Genomic DNA, 16,667 nt, shown 5'->3' with positions numbered 1-16,667 from the left:
ACGCGGGCGTCACGGTGCGCGGGGGCGGGAGCGGGGGCGGCGGCGGAGGCAGGGGCGGAGGCGGAGGCGCGTGCGCTTGCGCAAACGGAAGTCACGCGAGCGCGAGCATCTCCAAACGCTTTCGCGCGAGACGCAGGCGACCATCGACGGCCTTCGTTTTGATGCCGAGCGACGCTGCAATCTCCGTGATCGATTTCCCCTCCAGGAACGGTATCACCGCGGCCCGGAGGCGCGGGCCGATCTTCTCCAGGAATCGCTTGAGCCGAAACATGCCGTACATCGCATGCAGATATGTCTCCGGCGTGGTCCGGTCTTCCTGCTCGGGAAGGTCTTCCGCGCAGCCGGCGAGGACCTCACGCTCGCATCGCACGAGCCGGCGATGATTGCGCGCATGGTTGAGCCCGATCAATACCAACCACGGGCGCGCCTGCTCCGGCGTGACCAGGCACGAGAGGCGACGCCATACCGTGATGAAAACCTCCTGCAGGACATCCTCCACGTCGCGGAGAGGGACCGCCTGGACGAGAAGGAGACGGCGCAGGAAAGCGCGGTGTTCGAGGTAAAGGCGGCCGAGCAAGGCGTGCGACGCAGAAAAGTTTGCCGGCGGATGATGGACGGGTATCGTGACCATTAGCTCATGGCTCCGGGTATCGCGGTGTCGTGGGTCAGACGCCAGCCGGTGTTACCAGCACCGGCTGGCGTCGCTTGCTTTGTCTCATGAATTGAGGTCGGAGGCAATGGCAAAAGAGCGGATTGGTTCGTCGCGGGAGTCGCGGGAGAACCCACGCCCTCGCTGAAATTCCCTCACCCCCTGCCAACCCAACCGGCGGCGCTGACGGTTCAGCTTGAAACGCTCCTCCACGGTCTTGCCACCGGCCTGCTGGAAAAACTGCGCGCAGCGCAGTTTTTCCACCTGAGGTCCAGGGCTTGCCCTGGTTCGGGTCGAGGGGCGAACAGCCCCCGCGGGGCCCGGGGCAGCGCCCCGGCTCCACGGTCCCCGATGAGACCCCTCCCCCGCCCGATCACGTTTTACCCGGGGAGACCCGGCTCCTTCGTGACCTTCGCTTGCCTCGGGATCCACACGACGAACGTCGTTCCCTCTTCCTCCGTCGAGCGCACCTCGATCCGGCCGCCGTGGGCCTCGACGATCGCTTTCACGATGTAAAGCCCGAGGCCCACGCTCCGGCTCCGCGGATCTCCCGGCACGTCGCCACGTTGCATCGGCGCGAATAGATTCGGCCGGATCGCGTCGGGAATCGCAGGACCGCGGTTGTGCACGGAAAGCGCGAGCTCCGTCGCCGTGCCCTCGGTCCGCACCGTCACCGGCGTCCCGGCCGTTCCGTATTGCACGGCATTGCTCGTGATGTTCGTGACCACCTGCGCGACCCTGTCCGTATCGAAAACCCCTCGACCGTCGCCCACGTGCTCCGCGCGAAACGCTCGCTCTGGGAAGGCGACATGCACCTCGTCGAGCACACCCGCCACGACCGCATGAAAATCGGCCTCGCGGGGCGCGATCGGGATACCTCGGCCGAGGCGCGCGGCCGTGAAATCGAGCAGATCGTGGATCAATCGAACGGCGCGCTCCGCCGAGGCGAGGATCCGCGCCGCCGTCTTCGTGGCGCGCGCGTCGAGGTCTTCCCGGCGCAGGAGCACCGTGGCCGCGAGCGTGATCGCGGTGAGCGGATTGCGGAGATCGTGCGATACGATCCCGATGAGCTGCTGCTCGAACTCCAGCCGGCTCCGATCCTCCGATTCGCGCCGCTTTCGCTCCGAGATGTCCGTGGCGAGCGATACGTAGCCGAGGACCCGCCCATCGGCCGAGAGCTGCGGGACGAACACGAGATGAACGAATCCTCGGCGCCCGCCTCGGAACACGAAAGGTAATTCGCGCTCGACCGTCTCGCCGCGGAGCGCGCGATCGATGAGCGGCTTGACCCATCGGTAATTCTCTTCGCCGATCACCTCGACGACACGTTTTCCCCGGAGCTCCGCCGGCGGCACGCCGAACCAGACCTCGTAGGCCTTGTTGTTCAGCCGATACCGCTCGTCCGCGCCGACGAAGTTGATGAGGTACGGCAAGCTGTCGACGACGATCCGGAGCCGCTGCTCGCTCTCCAGGAGCGCGGCCTGGCTCTGGCGGAGCGCCTGTTCGGCGGCCTTCTTGTCGGTGATGTCCTGCACGACGATGCCGAGGCCGAGGATCGTGTCGTCGGGGCCGCGGACCGGAAAATAACTGCTGAATCCAGCGCGCTGGCTGCTGCCGGGCGGCCATTCCACGAAGACCTCTCGCCCGAGGAGGGGCTTGCCCGTCGCGAGCACCTGCCTCAGGATCTTTTCGGTCTCCGGGGCGATCGGCGGGGGCACGAACTCGCGGAAAGGCTGCCCCGGATACTCCTCGATTCGCCTCCGTTGGATCTCGGCCATCGCCGTGTTGACCCGCACGACGCGCAGATCGCAATCGAGAAAGGCGAGGCCGAGGGGCGAGGATTCCATGAACGTCGAGAGCACGGCGAGGGCGGCGCGGGTCTCGTCGTGGCTCTGCTTGAGCGCCAGGATCGCAGCCGCGCGCGCCGCGAGCGCGCGCACGATGAGCCGATCCTCGTCGGAGAGAGCCCGCGCCGTCGCGGCGCCGATCACGATCACGGCCGCGACGCGGCCCCCGATCTCGAGCGGGACCGCGTACGCCGAGCGGACTTTTCCCTTGTCGATCGCCGCGCTCACGCGAGAATCGACGCGGGTATCGACGCTGTCGATCGGCGCGGCCGCGAGCACGGCGCGTCCCGCCAGGCATTGGCCGCGAGAGACCCGCGTCCCCAGCGACGCCTCCTGCGCAGGGCCCAACGCCGCGCGGACGACGAGGTCTTCGCCCTCGACCACGTAAATCGCCGCGGAATCGACGATCGGCGAGGTTTCGCGCAAAGCGACGAAAAAGCTATGGAGGAAGTTCTGGATGCCCTGGCTGCTCAGCGCCGCATTGGACATGGCGTCGAGCGCGCGCAGGGTCCGCTCGCGCGCGGCGGTGTATTTCGCGACGGCCGCAAGGGCCGCCTCGTCGATGGCCCGATCGAAGGCCAGAACGTCGCGAATGGGCGCGAGATCCCCGATCTCCTCGGCCCAGAGCTCGAGGACGCAGCGGCGGAGCATGGCATACTCGGCCATCACCTCCCGCAAATCGAACCCCACTTCGAGGCGCGCGAGGGCGTGGATGTCCGGGGCGCGTTTTTTCTTGGCGCAACCCGCGTGCTCGCCCGGCTCGAGGGCGCAGGCGAGCGCTTCGAGGATGTGCGGCATGTGATCCCGCAAGACGCCGTGTGGCAATGTCTGCGCGTCCGGCAAGGCGCGGGCGCGGTCGACCCATTCACGGAGGATCCGCTCGCCGCTCGATCGGAGAAAGGCCCCGAGCCGCGGAGGCCCATCGGGGGACCGATCGAGCTGTGCTTCGTCCGCCATCGTTCCCTCTGGCCACACGGGGCCGCATTCGAGGTATTTGGTGCAGCGGGAGCGGAGGCGGGAGCGGGCGTCGGGGCGCGCTGCCGCATGGTCCAGCGATAACGACCGGCCCGTCGAGGACACAGCCAATCCGTGACGGGCATACGCCCGCGTCGTTTCCGCCCATCGCTCGCTCGCCTCTCCGCTCGGTTGGCCTTACCTACTGGCCAAGATGACAGACGAACTCTCGAGGGCTGCTCAGCCCGGCGCGCACGTGGCCCATGCCCCCCGCGCGGCTCTGGTCCTCGGCGCGCTCGGCGTCGTCTTCGGTGATATCGGTACGAGCCCGCTTTACGCCATCAAAGAGTGCTTCAGCCCGTCCGCGCCGCACCGGGTCGAGCCCACGCCGCAGAACGTCCTCGGGGTCCTTTCGCTGGTTTTCTGGACCCTCCTGATGGTCGTGACGATCAAGTATCTCACGTTCATCATGAAAGCGGACAACCAAGGCTCCGGCGGCATCATGGCGCTGCTCGCCCTGGTCCCGCCGCGCAAAGGCAATCCCACCGGGCCGCTCGTCCTCCTCGTGCTCTTCGGCGCGGCCCTGCTTTATGGGGACGGCGTCATCACCCCCGCGATCTCGGTCCTCTCGGCCATGGAGGGCCTCGAAGTCGCGACCCACAAGCTCCGCCCGCTCGTCGTGCCGCTCACGGTCGCCATTCTGGTCGCCCTGTTTCTGGCGCAGAAACACGGCACCGGGGGAATCGGCAAGGTCTTCGGACCCATCACGCTCGTCTGGTTCATCACGATCGCCCTGCTCGGCGGTAGATACGTCGCGGCGAACCCGTCGGTCCTCGCCGCCGTGGATCCCCGGTACGCGGTGCAGTTCTTCGTCCTGCACGGCAGTCACGGATTCATGGTGCTCGGCTCCGTGGTCCTCTGCATCACGGGCGCCGAGGCGCTTTATGCGGACATGGGCCATTTCGGACGCGGCCCGATCCGCGCCGCGTGGTATTTCGTGGTCTGGCCCGCGCTGCTGCTCAATTATTTCGGCCAGGGGGCGCTCCTGCTCGCGAAGCCCGGCGCCGCCACGAATCCTTTTTATGAGCTCGTCCCGTCCTGGGCCCTCTTGCCGACCGTCGCGATCGCCACGGCGGCCACGATCGTCGCCTCGCAGGCGCTCATCTCCGGGGCGTACTCGCTCACCCAGCAGGCCGTGCAGCTCGGGTATTTTCCGCGCGTCAGCATCGTCCACACCTCGAAGCACACCGAGGGGCAGATCTACATCCCGGAGATCAACCGCGCCCTGCTCGTCCTCTGCGTGGCCCTGGTCCTCACGTTCCGCACCTCGAGCGCGCTCGCGGCGGCCTACGGAATCGCGGTCACCGGCACGATGGCCATCACCACGATCGTGTATTTCTTCGTGGTGCGGCAGCGCTGGAGCTGGCCGCTCTGGAAAGCCCTGCCGCCCGTCCTGGTCTTCCTGGCCATCGACATCGCGTTTTTCGCAGCAAATGCGGCCAAGTTCCTCCATGGCGGCTGGTTCCCCGTCGTCATGGCCCTCGGCATCTTCACGGTGATGACGACCTGGAAGACAGGCCGGCGCATCCTCGGCGAGGCCTTCAAGGCCGATCTCCTGCCGCTCGATCAATTCCTGGACGACGTGGGCCGGATCAAGCCGTTCCGCGTGCACGGGACCGCCGTCTTCATGGCCTCGAACCCGCACGGGACGCCGCCCGTCCTGCTCCACCATTTCAAGCACAACCAGGTCCTGCACGAGCAGGTCGTCTTGCTCTCGGTGACGAACGAGCGCGTCCCCGAGATCCCGCCCGAGGAGCGCATCAGCATCATCGACAAAGGGAACGGTTTTTATCGGGTGCGGGCGCGTTACGGCTTCATGCAGACGCCCCACGTGCCGAGCGTGCTGCTCGCCTGCAAGGCGCACGGGCTCGTCATCGACCTGAAACGCACGAGTTATTACCTCGGCCGCGAGACGCTCCTGCCCACGGGCCGGTCGAAGATGATGCGATGGCGAAAAGGCCTCTTCGCCTTCATTTCCCGGAACGCGCGGCCCGCGACCATGTACTTCGGGCTGCCGCCGGGGCGCGTGGTGGAGTTCGGGATGCAGATCAACCTGTGAAGCCAGGAAGGCGCGCCCCCTCCCCAGGGTCCGAGCTCTGCGCTAGAACGACGCCCCCATGCCGTCCACCCACGATTTCGTCGACACCTACCTGCGCGAGACGGCCGAGATCGCCCTCGGCACGAGCCGGGAAGACCTCACGGCCGTCATCGACATCCTCTTCGACGCCTGGAAAAACGACCGCACCATCTACACCTGCGGCAACGGCGGCAGCGCCGCGAACGCGAGCCACCTCGCCTGCGACATCGCGAAGTTCACCTGGGCGGAAGGGAAAAAGCGCTTCAAGTGCCGCTCGCTCTGCGACAACGCGGCCCTCATCAGCGCGCTCACGAACGACGTGGGCTTCAACCGGATTTTCCTCGAGCAGCTCGATGGCTCGATGGGCCCGGGCGACGTGCTCGTTTGCCTGAGCGTCCACGGCGGCTCGGGCGCGGACAAGGCCGGGCCCTGGTCGCAGAACCTGGTCGCCGCGGCCGACTTCGTGAAGAAGCACGGCGGCAAGGTGGTCGCGCTCGTCGGCTACGACGGCGGCGCGCTCAGGCAGATGGCCGACGCGTCGATCATCGTGCCGCGGACCTCCGGCGGGCACACGTCGACGCCGCACGTCGAGGGCTTCCACGAGGTCTACCACCACCTGATCTGCGAGCGGCTGCGGCAGATGGTGGCCGAGGCATGAACGGGCCCGCGCGCCCCGGCGTGATCCTCGACCGCGACGGGACGCTCATCGACTTCGTCCGCGACCCCGAGCTCGGCGCCGTGGTGAGCGCCTTCCATCCCGATCACGTCCGCCTCCTGCCCGGCGTCGTGCAAGGGCTCGCGCTCCTGCAAAACGCCGGGTTCGTCCTGGCGATCGCCACGAACCAGCCCGGCGCGGCGAAGGGCCAGATCCCCGAGAGCGCCATCACCCGGACGAACGATGCGCTCGTCGACGCGCTCGCCCGCGAGGGCATCCGCATCGAGGCGGTGCGCGCATGCCTGCATCACCCCGAAGGCGGGCCGGGCGGCGACCCGACGCTCGCCACGGACTGCGCATGCCGCAAGCCGAAGCCGGGGATGCTGCTGTCGCTCGTGGAGGCGCTCGGGCTCGATCCGGCGCGCTCGTGGATGGTCGGCGACGCGGCGGTGGACGTGCTGGCGGCGCGCGGGGCGGGCCTTCGCGCGGGGCTCCTCTTCGAGTGGGGGCGCTGCGAGATGTGCCCGGTGCGCGGGGGCTTCGACGACATCCCGCTCCTCCGGCCGGACGCGTCGGCGAGCCGCTTCGACGAGCTCGCCCGGCGCCTCCGAGATTCGCTCGCCACGGCGCCGGGCTGATCTATGCTCCGCGGCCCCCGGCGCCCGCCGGGCGCGCAGCTCGGAGTGTACATGCTCTTTCTCGACAGCTCGGATCCCAAGGAGATCAAGGACATCTTCGCCTGGGGGGTGATCGCCGGGGTCACGACGAACCCGCTCATCCTCGCGCGGGAAGCCGGGGCGGTGGACCTCGAAGAGCGCATCCGCGAGGTGGTCGCCGCCTCGAAGGGCCCGGTCTCCGTGGAGCTCGTGAGCGAGTCCGAGGGCGCGATGATGGAAGAGGCCCACCGCTACCACACGTGGGCGCCGGGCCGGATCGTCATCAAAGTGCCGTTCGGCGAGGCGGGCCTGCGCGTGACGCACGCGCTCGCGTCGCAGGGCATCGAGACGAACGTGACGTGCATCATGAGCTTCAACCAGGCCTACCTAGCGGCGCTCGCAGGCGGGACGTACGTGTCGATCTTCAGCGGCCGGGTGCGGGACATGGGCTACGACGTGCGGCCCGTCATCGCGGAAACGCGGGCGCAGCTCGACAGGGAAAAACTCGGGGCGAAGATCATCGTGGGGTCGATCCGGCACATCCTCGACGTGAACGAGTCGCTCGCGCACGGGGCGCACGTGGTGACGGTGCCGCCGGCCATCCTGCGGAAGATGCTGCACAACCCGAAGACCGACGAGACGATCCGCGAGTTCAACGCAGCCTGGGCGAGCCGTGCTAAGTAGCCCCGCCGTGACGGCAAACGGCACATCGAAGGCCGAGGGCGAGACGAACACGAAGTACGTCGTCGAGGAGCAGAACATGGCGCTCGTAGGCGCCATCGGCCGGCCGCGCCGGGTGCTCGACGTGGGCTGCGGGGTGGGCCTGAACGGCGAGGCCGCGAAGAAGCGCGGGGCGCACGTGACCGGGATCGAGATCGTCCCGGCCTCGATCGAGCGGGCCAAGTCGCGGCTCGACGAGGTGCTCGCCATCGACGTGACCAGCGACGAGGCCGTGACGAAGGGCCTCGCCGGTCGGAGTTTCGACCTCCTCTTGTTCGCCGACATGCTGGAGCACGTGGCCGATCCGATCGCGGTGATCCGGCGGCTGCTCCCGTACCTGGAGGACGGCGGGCACATGATCGTGTCCTTGCCGAACGTGGCGGCGTGGACGGTGCGGCTCGGGCTGCTCGCCGGGAAGTTCGAGTACACGCAGAGCGGGATCCTCGACGACTCGCACCTGCGCTTCTTCACGCGCGAGACGGGCCGGCAGATGCTGGAGCACGCGGGGCTCGAGGTGCTGCGGATGGAGCAGAACCCGATGCTCGTGCGCGCCGCGAAGGACGTGGTGCTCTCGACGCAGCGGGCGATCGCGCCGGGCGGGAATCCCGATCCGGAGAGCCTGCGCAAGTCGCTGCCGTACAAGCTCTACCAGGGGCTCGTGCGCCCAGTGGAGGACGTGGTGGCGGCGCGCGCGCCGGAGCTTTTGTCCTTTCAGAACGTGTACGTCGCCCGCAAGCCGCCGAAGGCACGCAAGCTCAGCTTGACCGTCGGCATGTTGACGATGAACGAGGAAGACAGCATCGAGGCGATGATGGGCGAGATCCGCAGGGTCGCGCCCGACGCCAAGATCCTCTGCGTGGACAGCTCGACGGACCGGACGCCCGAGATCGCAGCGAGGCTCGGCGCGCGCGTGCTCAGGCAGATCCCGCCGCGCGGGCACGGGCCGGCGATGGAGCTGCTCATGTACAGCGCCGCGGCCGAGAGCGATCTCCTGATCTACCTCGACTGCGACTTCACGTATCCAGCCGATTACATCCCGGTGCTGCGCAAGCTCGTCGAGGAAGAGGGCGTGGACGTGGTGAACTGCGCCCGCACGCGCACGCGGCCCGCGGCCATGCCGCTGCCGAACTACGTGGCGAACCGGTCGTTCGCGGCCCTCGCGCACGTGATGCACGGCATCCCGACCTGTGACGTGCACAGCGGCATGCGGGCGTATCGATCGAGCATGGTGCGCGCGTTCGATTTCGACGGCGAAGGCGACGCGCTGCCCATCGACACGCTGCTCTTCCCCGCGAAATGCGGCTACCGGGTGGTGGAGATGCCCATCGACTACCAGGAGCGCGTGGGGCAATCGAAGCTCCGGAAGATCGCCGGCACGGTCTGGACGATGATCCGGCTCGTGAACGCGCTCCCCGTGGGAAAACGCGGTTCGTCGCGGTACGAGATCCGGTAGGCGCAGCGTAGCGCCGGGGTTTCACCCCGGACCCCAGCAGGGGCTATCCGCCCCTGCACCCGGACCAGCGCAAGCGCTGGACCCGGGGCGACAGCGCGCGATGCGCGCTGTCGACAGGGAAGACGTCGCCAGCACGTACGGCAGCGCTGCTGTTTCAACTGGCAACGCCGCTCATGGTCTTGCCACGGCCTGTTCGATGAACTGCGCATCGCGCAGTTCATCGACCCCGAGTCCAGCGCTTGCGCTGGTCCGGGGTGCAGGGGGCGGACAGCCCCCTGCTGGGGTGCGGGGCAACGCCCCGCGCACGCGCATCCTCTCAAGGATGCGCGGTCGGCGCCGTGCGCTGGGGGGGCGTACTGTCGCCCGAGAGGAGCGACAGCCCAGCCACGATGGTCCCGATGCCGAGCAGGGCGAGCAGGACGATCAGGAACGCCGAGCTCTTGCGGGATTCGTCCGGCGTGACCGTCACCGGCAAGACCTCGGGCGGGCGCAACGCCGCGTCCCGGACCTCGGCCGGGATGCGATCGGAGATCTCCTTGAGGGAGGAGAGCTTGGGCCGGCGCATCGAGCCCGTGGACGTGGTCGCGCCGAACGACCGTGATCCCGGCGACGAGCTGCGGTTCGTGACGAGCGGGAACGAGGTGCGGCTCGTGCGCTCCTCGCCCTCGACGCCGAGCGCGCGATCGAACTCGTCGGCGAGCTCCTTGGTCGCCGAGAAGCGCGCCGTGGGGTCGCGCTGGAGGGCCTTGGCGAAGAAGGAGTCGACCGAGCTCGGGAGGCCGGGCACGAGCGTGGTGACCGGCTCGAATCGGCCCTCCTCGATGGCGTTGCCGAAGCCCTCGAGGTTCGCGCCGCTGAAGGGGACGCGGCCGGAGAGCGCGAAATACGCGAGGACTGCGAGGGCCCAGAGGTCGGCGCGGAAATCGACGTCCTTCTGGCCGAAGATCTGCTCCGGGCTCATGAACTCGGGCGAGATCATGTGCGTCGCGTCGCTCGTGGTCCGGCCCATCGAGGAGATGCCTGCGCGGACCGAGAGGCCGAGGTCCAGGACCTTGGCCTCGAAATCGCCGTTCTCGCCTTCGGTGAGGAAGATGTTGCCGGGCTTCAGGTTCCGGTGGACGAGGCCGAGGAGGTGCGCCTTGCCGAGGCCCTTGGCGAGCTGCGAGACGAGGCGCACGGCGTCCCTGGGGGACATCGGGCCGGTCCGCGCGATGCGGGTGCCGAGGTCTTCCCCTTCGAGCAGCTCCATCACGAGGTAGGGCATGCCCGTGCGCGTGAGGCCGTGCTCGAGGATCTGCGCGACGTGCGGGCTCTTGATCTGCCGCGCCGCGACGTCCGCCTCGCGCTGGAAGCGGTGGAGGGGCGAGGAGTTGCGGGACAAGGCGCGCCCCATGAGCTTGACGGCGACGTCCTTGCCGAAGCCCACGTGCTCGGCGACCCAAACCTGGGATTTGCCCTCCTGCCCGAGGTGCCTCGAGAGCCGCATCTTGGGAGTGATCTGGTCTCCTTCCAACATCTCGCTTCCGTGGCGCGGTCCCCAGGCGTCGGGCCAAGCCGACACGTGGAGAGGGCTCTCTCACTCGCCTCGACGTTACATCACGCAGCGAGCCCAAAGTAAAGAAGCGCGCCCAGGCCCCCTCGGTTTCAAGGGGCGGGCAAGGACACGTCGGCAGGTGCCACGCCGGCAGCCACCGCCGGATAATTGGCGCCCTTCGTACGGCCCGCGCGTTGCGTTGAGAAAAGCAATGTATGGCCAGGGTGCACGAGGGCGCAGGGCTCGTGGGGTCCAAGCGAGCTGCCGCTGCCGAACACGGGGCTCACGGCGCGCTCCAGGGGCTTTTCGCTACCCGGGTCGAATCGCGCGGCGAGACCGATGACGGCCCGGCCGAGCGTGTCCCGGGCGGCGTAATACACGCGCAGAATGGAGCGCCCCTCGGCCGATCGGACGAGAACAGGCGCGGGCGCGCCGACCCAGGCGCCGTCGTAGGGCGGCTCGGCCCCCTCCCCGGCCAGAGCGGGCGCGAGCGCGGGGCCGTCGCCGATGCGGGTCCAGGTGACGCCGTCGTCGGAGCGCGCCTCGCCGATGCGCGCCGTGTCGCCGGGCCCCGGGACCTCGTAAAAAAGCCGGAGCGAGCCGTCGTCGAGCACGACCACGCCCGGGCTGCGTGGCACGGCGCCGGCTTCCCAGCCGGACGCGTCGGGCCCGAGGACGGCGCCGGGGACCCGCGCGAAGACGCCGCCGTCGAGGCTCCGCGCGAGCCCGATGCCGCCGGCCGCGGCGTAGTACAGGTAGATCTCGTCGCCCACGCGGACGACCGACGGCGCGCCGACGGTCCCACCTTCCCACGGCGCTTCGGGCGTGAGCACCACGAGCGGCGCGCGATCGAAGGAGCGGCCGTCCTCGGCGCCGTAACGGACGATGGCGCCCGGCGGCGCGGTGGGATCGGGGTCCTCGCCCGGCACCTCGGGGGTCATCGAGAAGTAGCCGAAGACGGCGGGCGTCGCGGGATCACCGTCGGCGTCGAGGAGGGCGGGATCGCGGGGAAAGGTCTCGTCGTCTTCGAGGGCATTCGGCGCGGAGCGGAGGTTGCCGAGTTCGCCCGCGCGAAGGGCGCGGAACGGGCCGGCGGCGGCGTTCGGCAAATTCTCTCCGCCCGTCTCGGTGTCGGCGAGCGTGGCGCAGCCGGACAGGAGCGCGAGGGCGAGGAGGAACGAACCCGGGTGTCCCGTGCGCATCGTCATGCCCTCAGAACGAAGCGGTGAGCGTGGCTCCGCCCGCGATCATGGTGCCATCGGCTCGGTAGTCTCCGACGAAATCCGCGGGGTTCGCCTTCTGCGTGACGCGCTCGGGCAGCACGGAGAGGGCCACGTGCGTGTCGAGGCGGAGCGCGCCGCGGAGGACGGAGAACGGCGCGTTGAGGACGAGGCCCGCGCCGAGGGAGATCGTGTGCCGATCGGCGTCGACGAAGTTCGTCGGCCCTTCCTGCGGCGGCACGGGCGAGCGCTCGTAGGCGTAGCCGGCGCGCAAGGGGATCTCGACGGCCTTGGCAGGGGCGTCGCGCCCCGACACACGCCGCTCGGCGCCGAAGGCGAGGACGTACTCGACGCCGAGGCGCGGGACGAAGCGGTCCTGGAACGCGGGCGGGACGATCACGACGGGCTTGGGATCCTCGGGCAGCTCGACGCCGACGCCGGGCGGGGGCTCGGCTTCGAGGTGGGCGGAGGTCCGGGGGGTCGGGCTCTCGTAGGCCGACCAGTTCACCCAGCCGAGATCGAAGTTCGCGCGGAGGCGGGGCACGGCCTGGAAGGACAAACCGAGGACGACCTGCTGCGGCTGGAAGGCGTCGAGCGTGCGCGTCTCGAGGGTGTAGCGGAGCGGGACGTCGACGCCGGCGAAGTCGACGACGCCTTCGAGGTTCGCCTGGAGCGCGAGATCGAGCTTGGTTTGTCCACGGTAGGCGACGCCGAGGTAGCCGAAGCGGCCGAGTTTTACGCGCGCGCCGGCGATGGGGTAACGGATGGAGGTGAGATCGGCGTCGACCTCGTGGGAGAGCTGCGAGTCGTAGGGGCTCAAAACATTGGCCTCGCCGCGGATGCCGAAGCGGCCGCGCGTGGCGGCGAGGAAGGCGAGTCCGCCGCCGAGCTCGAGCCACGGGAGCGGGCGGACGGCGAGGTGGACCGAGAGGAACAGGATGGTGGGCCGGTCGTTGTAGAGCTCCCAGCGCGGCGTCTCCTGGCGGAGGGCGCGGATGCGGGAGAGGCCGTTGTCGGGGATGTACGTGGCGATGCCGAAGGCGAACGGGAGCGAGAGGATCTTGCCGGGCGCGACGATGCCCGCCATGAGGCCGTGGACGTCGGCGACGTCGTTGTCCTTGCCGTTGATGCGGAGGCGGTTGTCCGCGTAGACGTAGCCGAGCGAGAGCTCGAGCCCAGGCGCGGAGACGAGGCCGGCGGGGTTGTAGAAGCAGCCCGAGAAGTCCGGGGCGTCGGCGGTGACAGCGCCGGAGAGCGCGCCGGCGCGCGAGCCCATGCCGTAGGTGCCGGGCGCGCTCGCATGCGCCTCGGGAGCCACGAGGAGCCACGCCGCGGCGAGCGTGGGCAGGAGCGAGCGCGCGTGTTTCGTCATCAGAACCCGACCCCCACGGTGGCCGCGCCGGCGACGACGACGCCGCTCGTGCGCACGGACGGCGCGCCGGGATTCGTGGCGGGCACGTCCGCGGCCTTGTCGTGCGCGCGAGGATGGAGGACCTGCACCTGCCCGGCGAGATCGAAGCGCAGGTTCGGAAAGGGCGCGGCGAGCTCGAGCCCGTAGCCGAGGCCGAAGACGCTGCGGGTGTTGTCGTAGATGTTCGCGACGGTCGTCTGCGCCGGCGAGGGCGAGAGCTCGAGGAAGTAGCCGGCGCGGAGCATCATCGAGACGGACTTCCTCGGCGAGAGGACACGCTCGACGCCGAGGCGCGGGACGATCGTGTCCGTGTACCCGAGCGGCGCGGGCGTGAGGGCGCCACAAGGCTCCTCGGCCGGCGCGCCCGTGGACGGGTCGATCTCGGGGCAACGCACGGTGGCCTCGGCGGGGCCTGGATACGCCGACCAGCGCTTGTACGTCGCGCCAACGGTGACGCGCCACGGGCCGCGGACGCGCGCGACTTCGAGCGCGATCTGCGCGGGATCGTACTGCGCGAGGCCCGCGATGTTGAGCGGAGGCACGACGATCTGGCCGAGATCCTTCACCTCGATGACGACGTTGAAGCGCCCGACGAGCTCGCCGCGGTAGGTGAGCCCGACGCGGTAGGCGCCGCGCTCGTAGCTCGCGCCGAGGATGGGGCCGTAGCTCGCGACGAGCGTGTCCTCGACGACGGTGCCGATGCGGCCGGAGGCGTCGGTGGCCACGAGGACGGAGCCGGTGAGCGCCGCGAGCGCCGCGAAGCCGCCGCCGATCCGGACGCCGTAGCCGACGTCGACGCCGAGCCCGACCTGGACCGCGACGGAGGCCGTGCGATCCGCGAGCGGGAACTGCTTGGTCTCGGGGTAGAGGATGCGGCCGCGGACGATGAGGTCGAAGGGCGTGAAGAAGCCGAGGCCGATGGTGATGCGGTCCTTCAAAACCCCGGCGAACGGCACGGGCAAGACCGCGCCGATGAAGCCGCCCGCGAGTTTGTCGTAGTTCAGGCGCTCGGGCGCGCGGAGATCGTAGACCGAGCCGAGCAGGCCGATCGTGAGCTCGCGTCGATGCTCGAGGCTGAGGAGCGCGGGGTTCCCCCAGACGGACTCGAAGCCGCGGCCGAGCGCGGCGCCGGTGCCGCCCATCGCCATCGAGCGCGGGCCGAAGCCGTACACGTCCTCGGGGGAGCTCCACGCATCGCCGGCTGGCAGCGCCGTGAGGGCAGCCGAGGCGACGGCGAAGAAGAGGGCGCGGCAGCGGGCCATGCGGGCGCGACGGTAGACCCATGCACGGCGGGAAGGAAGAGGGCGCGGATGCTCAGCGACGAACCGGTCCGCTGTCCTCCTCGACCTCGACGAACACGTCGTCGAGCGAGCTCGCGGCGTAGGAGCGTTTCGCCCACCGGGACAAGGTCGCGCCGGTCGCGGTCGCCACGCGCGCCTGCACGGCCTCCGGGAGCTCGCCGAAGCGCTCGCGCAGGACTTCGAGGAGCATCTCGCGGCGGCCCTCCTCGCGGCCCTCCTCGCGGCCCTTTTCCTCCGCGCTTTGCTTGATCGCCAGGATCTCCGGGTTCCCCTTGCGCTCGAGCGCCCGCGCGGCTTCGCGCTCCGCGGCCGCGCCGTCGAGCAGCGCGCGCACCTGGATCGGCCGTATGAAACAGGGGTCCTCGATCATTCCGTCGAGGTCGAGCGGCACGAACGCGGCCTTCTCGCGTGACCACTCGCAGACCTCGCCGCGCTTCACGTGGATCGCGAACACGCGGCGGACGCCTCGCAGAGCGAGGTCCTCGGCCTTCTCGCGCACCACGCCCGGCGCCTGCTCGTTCACGATCTCGAACGAGACCTCTTCGAGGTGACGCCTGCCCGTCGAGGGATCCGTGCCGTCGCGACGGATCGAAAGGTCCGTGGCGAAGTTCGAGCCCTCCGAGACCCGCGTGAGCAGGTCGATCGAGGCACGATACCCCTCGCGGACGTGCAAGCGGATCACGGCGCCGAGGTTCGCGTGCACGTCACCGTGAGGCTCGAGCGCGGGCTGGGCGATGATCTTCCGGCCGCGTATCATCTCGTCGCGCGTCTTCTCGGGGACGACGAGGTGCTGATCGACCGGCGGGAACCTGCGAGGCGGATCCGAGGGAGGGAACGAGAGCGCGGCTCCCCCCCGGGCGGACGGCGCGAGCATCATCGACGGGCCATCGCGCTTCGGATCCATCATCGCCAAGCAAGGTAGCAGGATCCGCGGAGGATGGGGAGAACGAGACGGGTGCGTCCAGGGTCCCGCTCGACTAGAACGATGCCGCCGTGCCCCTCGCCCTCCAGGCCATTCTCCCCGACGAGCTCGCCCGCGCTTGCAACATCGACGTGACGGACGCGCGGCGGATCGTCTCGATCGTGCATCGAACGGGTGGTTTGCCCGAGCGCTCGCCCGCGACGATCCGGCGCGCCGCGCTCGATGCCGCCCGCGAAGCCGGGCACGTGCCGACGATCCACATCGAGAGCCGCGCCGCGAGCGCGATCGATCCGTTCGTCAAGTACGCCTTTCGCCTGCACGACGGGGCCGTCATCGAGACCGTGCGCATCCCCCTCGAGCACCCGGGTCGCTTCTCCGTCTGCGTGTCCTCGCAGGTCGGCTGCGCGCTCGCGTGCGCGTTCTGCGCGACGGGCCGCATGGGCCTCGGCCGCAACCTCGAGCCGTGGGAGATCGTCGAGCAGGTGCGGCGCGTGCGCGTGGAGCTCACAGAGGATCCGCCGGCAAACCTCGTCGCCGCCGGGATCCGCCCTCGCGTGCACGGCGTGCTCTTCCAGGGCATGGGCGAGCCCATGGCGAACATCGAGCGCGTGATCCACGCGATCCGCGTGATGAGCGAGCCGAGCGCGCTCGCCATCGACATGCGCAACATCACGGTGTGCACCTCGGGCTTGCCGACCGGGATCCGCACGCTGCTCCGCGAGGTGCCCGCGGTACGGCTCGGCGTCTCGCTCGGCTCGGCGCGGCCGGGGCAGAGGCGCGCGCTCATGCCCATCGAAGGCGCGCATCCGCTCGAAGAGGTGCTCGCGGCCGCGGGGGAGCATGCGCGGGCGACGGGCCGCTCGCCGATGTTCGCGTACACGCTGCTCGCCGGTCGAAACGACGCGGACGAGGATGCCGCCGCGCTCGCGGATCTGTGCCTCTCCTTCGCCGCGGCGCATGGGCAGAGGCCGCGGCTCAGCCTGATCCCTTACAACGCGATCACGGACGGCACCGAGCCGGATCCGTTCCAGCCTTCGACCCGCCTCGAGGCCTTCCGCGCGGTCCTGCTCGGGCGCGGGGTGGGCACGATCGTGCGGTATTCGGGCGGGGGCGACGTGGGAGCGGCGTGTGGTCAGCTCGCGCGGCCGCTCGTGCGGAAGGGAGGAGGGAGGCGTCTCCCGGTGGATTCCGAACCCACGGCGCGCTAG

The 16,667-nt window shown here is 69.6% G+C and carries 14 protein-coding genes; 6 read left to right on the top strand and 8 right to left on the bottom strand.

From position 1 onward, the window contains the following. Positions 1-91: 91 nt before the first annotated feature. The 3 genes from QHF83_RS18550 to QHF83_RS18540 all read right to left on the bottom strand — a co-directional run bounded on the left by QHF83_RS18550 (position 92) and on the right by QHF83_RS18540 (position 3,453). A complete protein-coding gene (locus tag QHF83_RS18550) occupies positions 92-631 on the bottom strand; it encodes an RNA polymerase sigma factor (protein ID WP_282419196.1) in 540 nt (179 codons plus the stop codon). Positions 632-715: 84 nt separating this feature from the next. Continuing rightward, entirely contained in the window at positions 716-913 is a 198-nt protein-coding gene (locus QHF83_RS18545) for a hypothetical protein (RefSeq protein ID WP_282419195.1), read from the bottom strand. 116 nt (positions 914-1,029) lie between these two features. Beyond that, a complete protein-coding gene (locus QHF83_RS18540; RefSeq protein ID WP_282419194.1) occupies positions 1,030-3,453 on the bottom strand; it encodes a PAS domain-containing protein in 2,424 nt (807 codons plus the stop codon). Between the two features lie 211 nt (positions 3,454-3,664). On the opposite strand from QHF83_RS18540, the gene QHF83_RS18535 reads away from it, so the two are divergent. Genes QHF83_RS18535 through QHF83_RS18515 form a run of 5 tightly spaced genes read left to right on the top strand, consistent with a single transcriptional unit; the run spans position 3,665 to position 9,071 of the window. Continuing rightward, on the top strand, positions 3,665-5,569 hold the full coding sequence (locus tag QHF83_RS18535) for a potassium transporter Kup (RefSeq protein WP_282419193.1): 1,905 nt from the start codon (positions 3,665-3,667) through the stop codon (positions 5,567-5,569). A gap of 58 nt (positions 5,570-5,627) precedes the next feature. After that, positions 5,628-6,245 (top strand): SIS domain-containing protein, encoded by a 618-nt coding sequence (locus tag QHF83_RS18530; RefSeq protein ID WP_282419192.1) that lies wholly within the window; start codon positions 5,628-5,630, stop codon positions 6,243-6,245. Then, positions 6,242-6,880 (top strand): HAD-IIIA family hydrolase, encoded by a 639-nt coding sequence (locus QHF83_RS18525; protein WP_282419191.1) that lies wholly within the window; start codon positions 6,242-6,244, stop codon positions 6,878-6,880. The genes QHF83_RS18530 and QHF83_RS18525 overlap by 4 nt, the downstream gene beginning before the upstream one ends. 51 nt (positions 6,881-6,931) lie before the next feature. Further along, positions 6,932-7,582: a transaldolase family protein gene (locus tag QHF83_RS18520; protein WP_282419190.1), complete on the top strand. Its 651-nt coding sequence runs from the start codon at positions 6,932-6,934 to the stop codon at positions 7,580-7,582. Positions 7,583-7,589: 7 nt separating this feature from the next. Next, positions 7,590-9,071, top strand: a complete 1,482-nt coding sequence (locus tag QHF83_RS18515) for a methyltransferase domain-containing protein (RefSeq protein WP_282419189.1) — start codon at positions 7,590-7,592, stop codon at positions 9,069-9,071. Between the two features lie 316 nt (positions 9,072-9,387). Here QHF83_RS18515 and QHF83_RS18510 read toward each other — a convergent pair whose 3' ends face one another. The 5 genes from QHF83_RS18510 to QHF83_RS18490 all read right to left on the bottom strand — a co-directional run bounded on the left by QHF83_RS18510 (position 9,388) and on the right by QHF83_RS18490 (position 15,444). Beyond that, positions 9,388-10,587, bottom strand: coding sequence for a serine/threonine-protein kinase (locus tag QHF83_RS18510; RefSeq protein WP_282419188.1), 1,200 nt, complete (start codon positions 10,585-10,587; stop codon positions 9,388-9,390). 128 nt (positions 10,588-10,715) lie between these two features. Further along, positions 10,716-11,807 carry a hypothetical protein gene (locus tag QHF83_RS18505; RefSeq protein WP_282419187.1) on the bottom strand — a complete coding sequence of 364 codons (1,092 nt, stop codon included), beginning with the start codon at positions 11,805-11,807 and terminating at the stop codon, positions 10,716-10,718. Between the two features lie 10 nt (positions 11,808-11,817). Next, positions 11,818-13,197 carry a hypothetical protein gene (locus QHF83_RS18500; RefSeq protein ID WP_282419186.1) on the bottom strand — a complete coding sequence of 460 codons (1,380 nt, stop codon included), beginning with the start codon at positions 13,195-13,197 and terminating at the stop codon, positions 11,818-11,820. After that, the gene (locus QHF83_RS18495; protein WP_282419185.1) at positions 13,197-14,498 is read right to left on the bottom strand and encodes a hypothetical protein; all 1,302 of its coding nucleotides are present in this window, start codon (positions 14,496-14,498) and stop codon (positions 13,197-13,199) included. Before QHF83_RS18495 ends, QHF83_RS18500 begins: the two co-directional genes overlap by 1 nt. A gap of 52 nt (positions 14,499-14,550) precedes the next feature. Continuing rightward, a complete protein-coding gene (locus tag QHF83_RS18490) occupies positions 14,551-15,444 on the bottom strand; it encodes a hypothetical protein (RefSeq protein ID WP_282419184.1) in 894 nt (297 codons plus the stop codon). Between the two features lie 86 nt (positions 15,445-15,530). On the opposite strand from QHF83_RS18490, the gene QHF83_RS18485 reads away from it, so the two are divergent. Then, positions 15,531-16,667, top strand: coding sequence for a radical SAM protein (locus tag QHF83_RS18485; RefSeq protein ID WP_282419183.1), 1,137 nt, complete (start codon positions 15,531-15,533; stop codon positions 16,665-16,667).

It is taken from the genome of Polyangium sp. 15x6 (assembly GCF_029960785.1).
Classification (GTDB): Bacteria; Myxococcota_A; Polyangia; order Polyangiales; family Polyangiaceae; genus Polyangium.
Note: the sequence above shows the minus strand (reverse complement) of the source record. Positions and strands in the feature narration are given on the sequence as shown.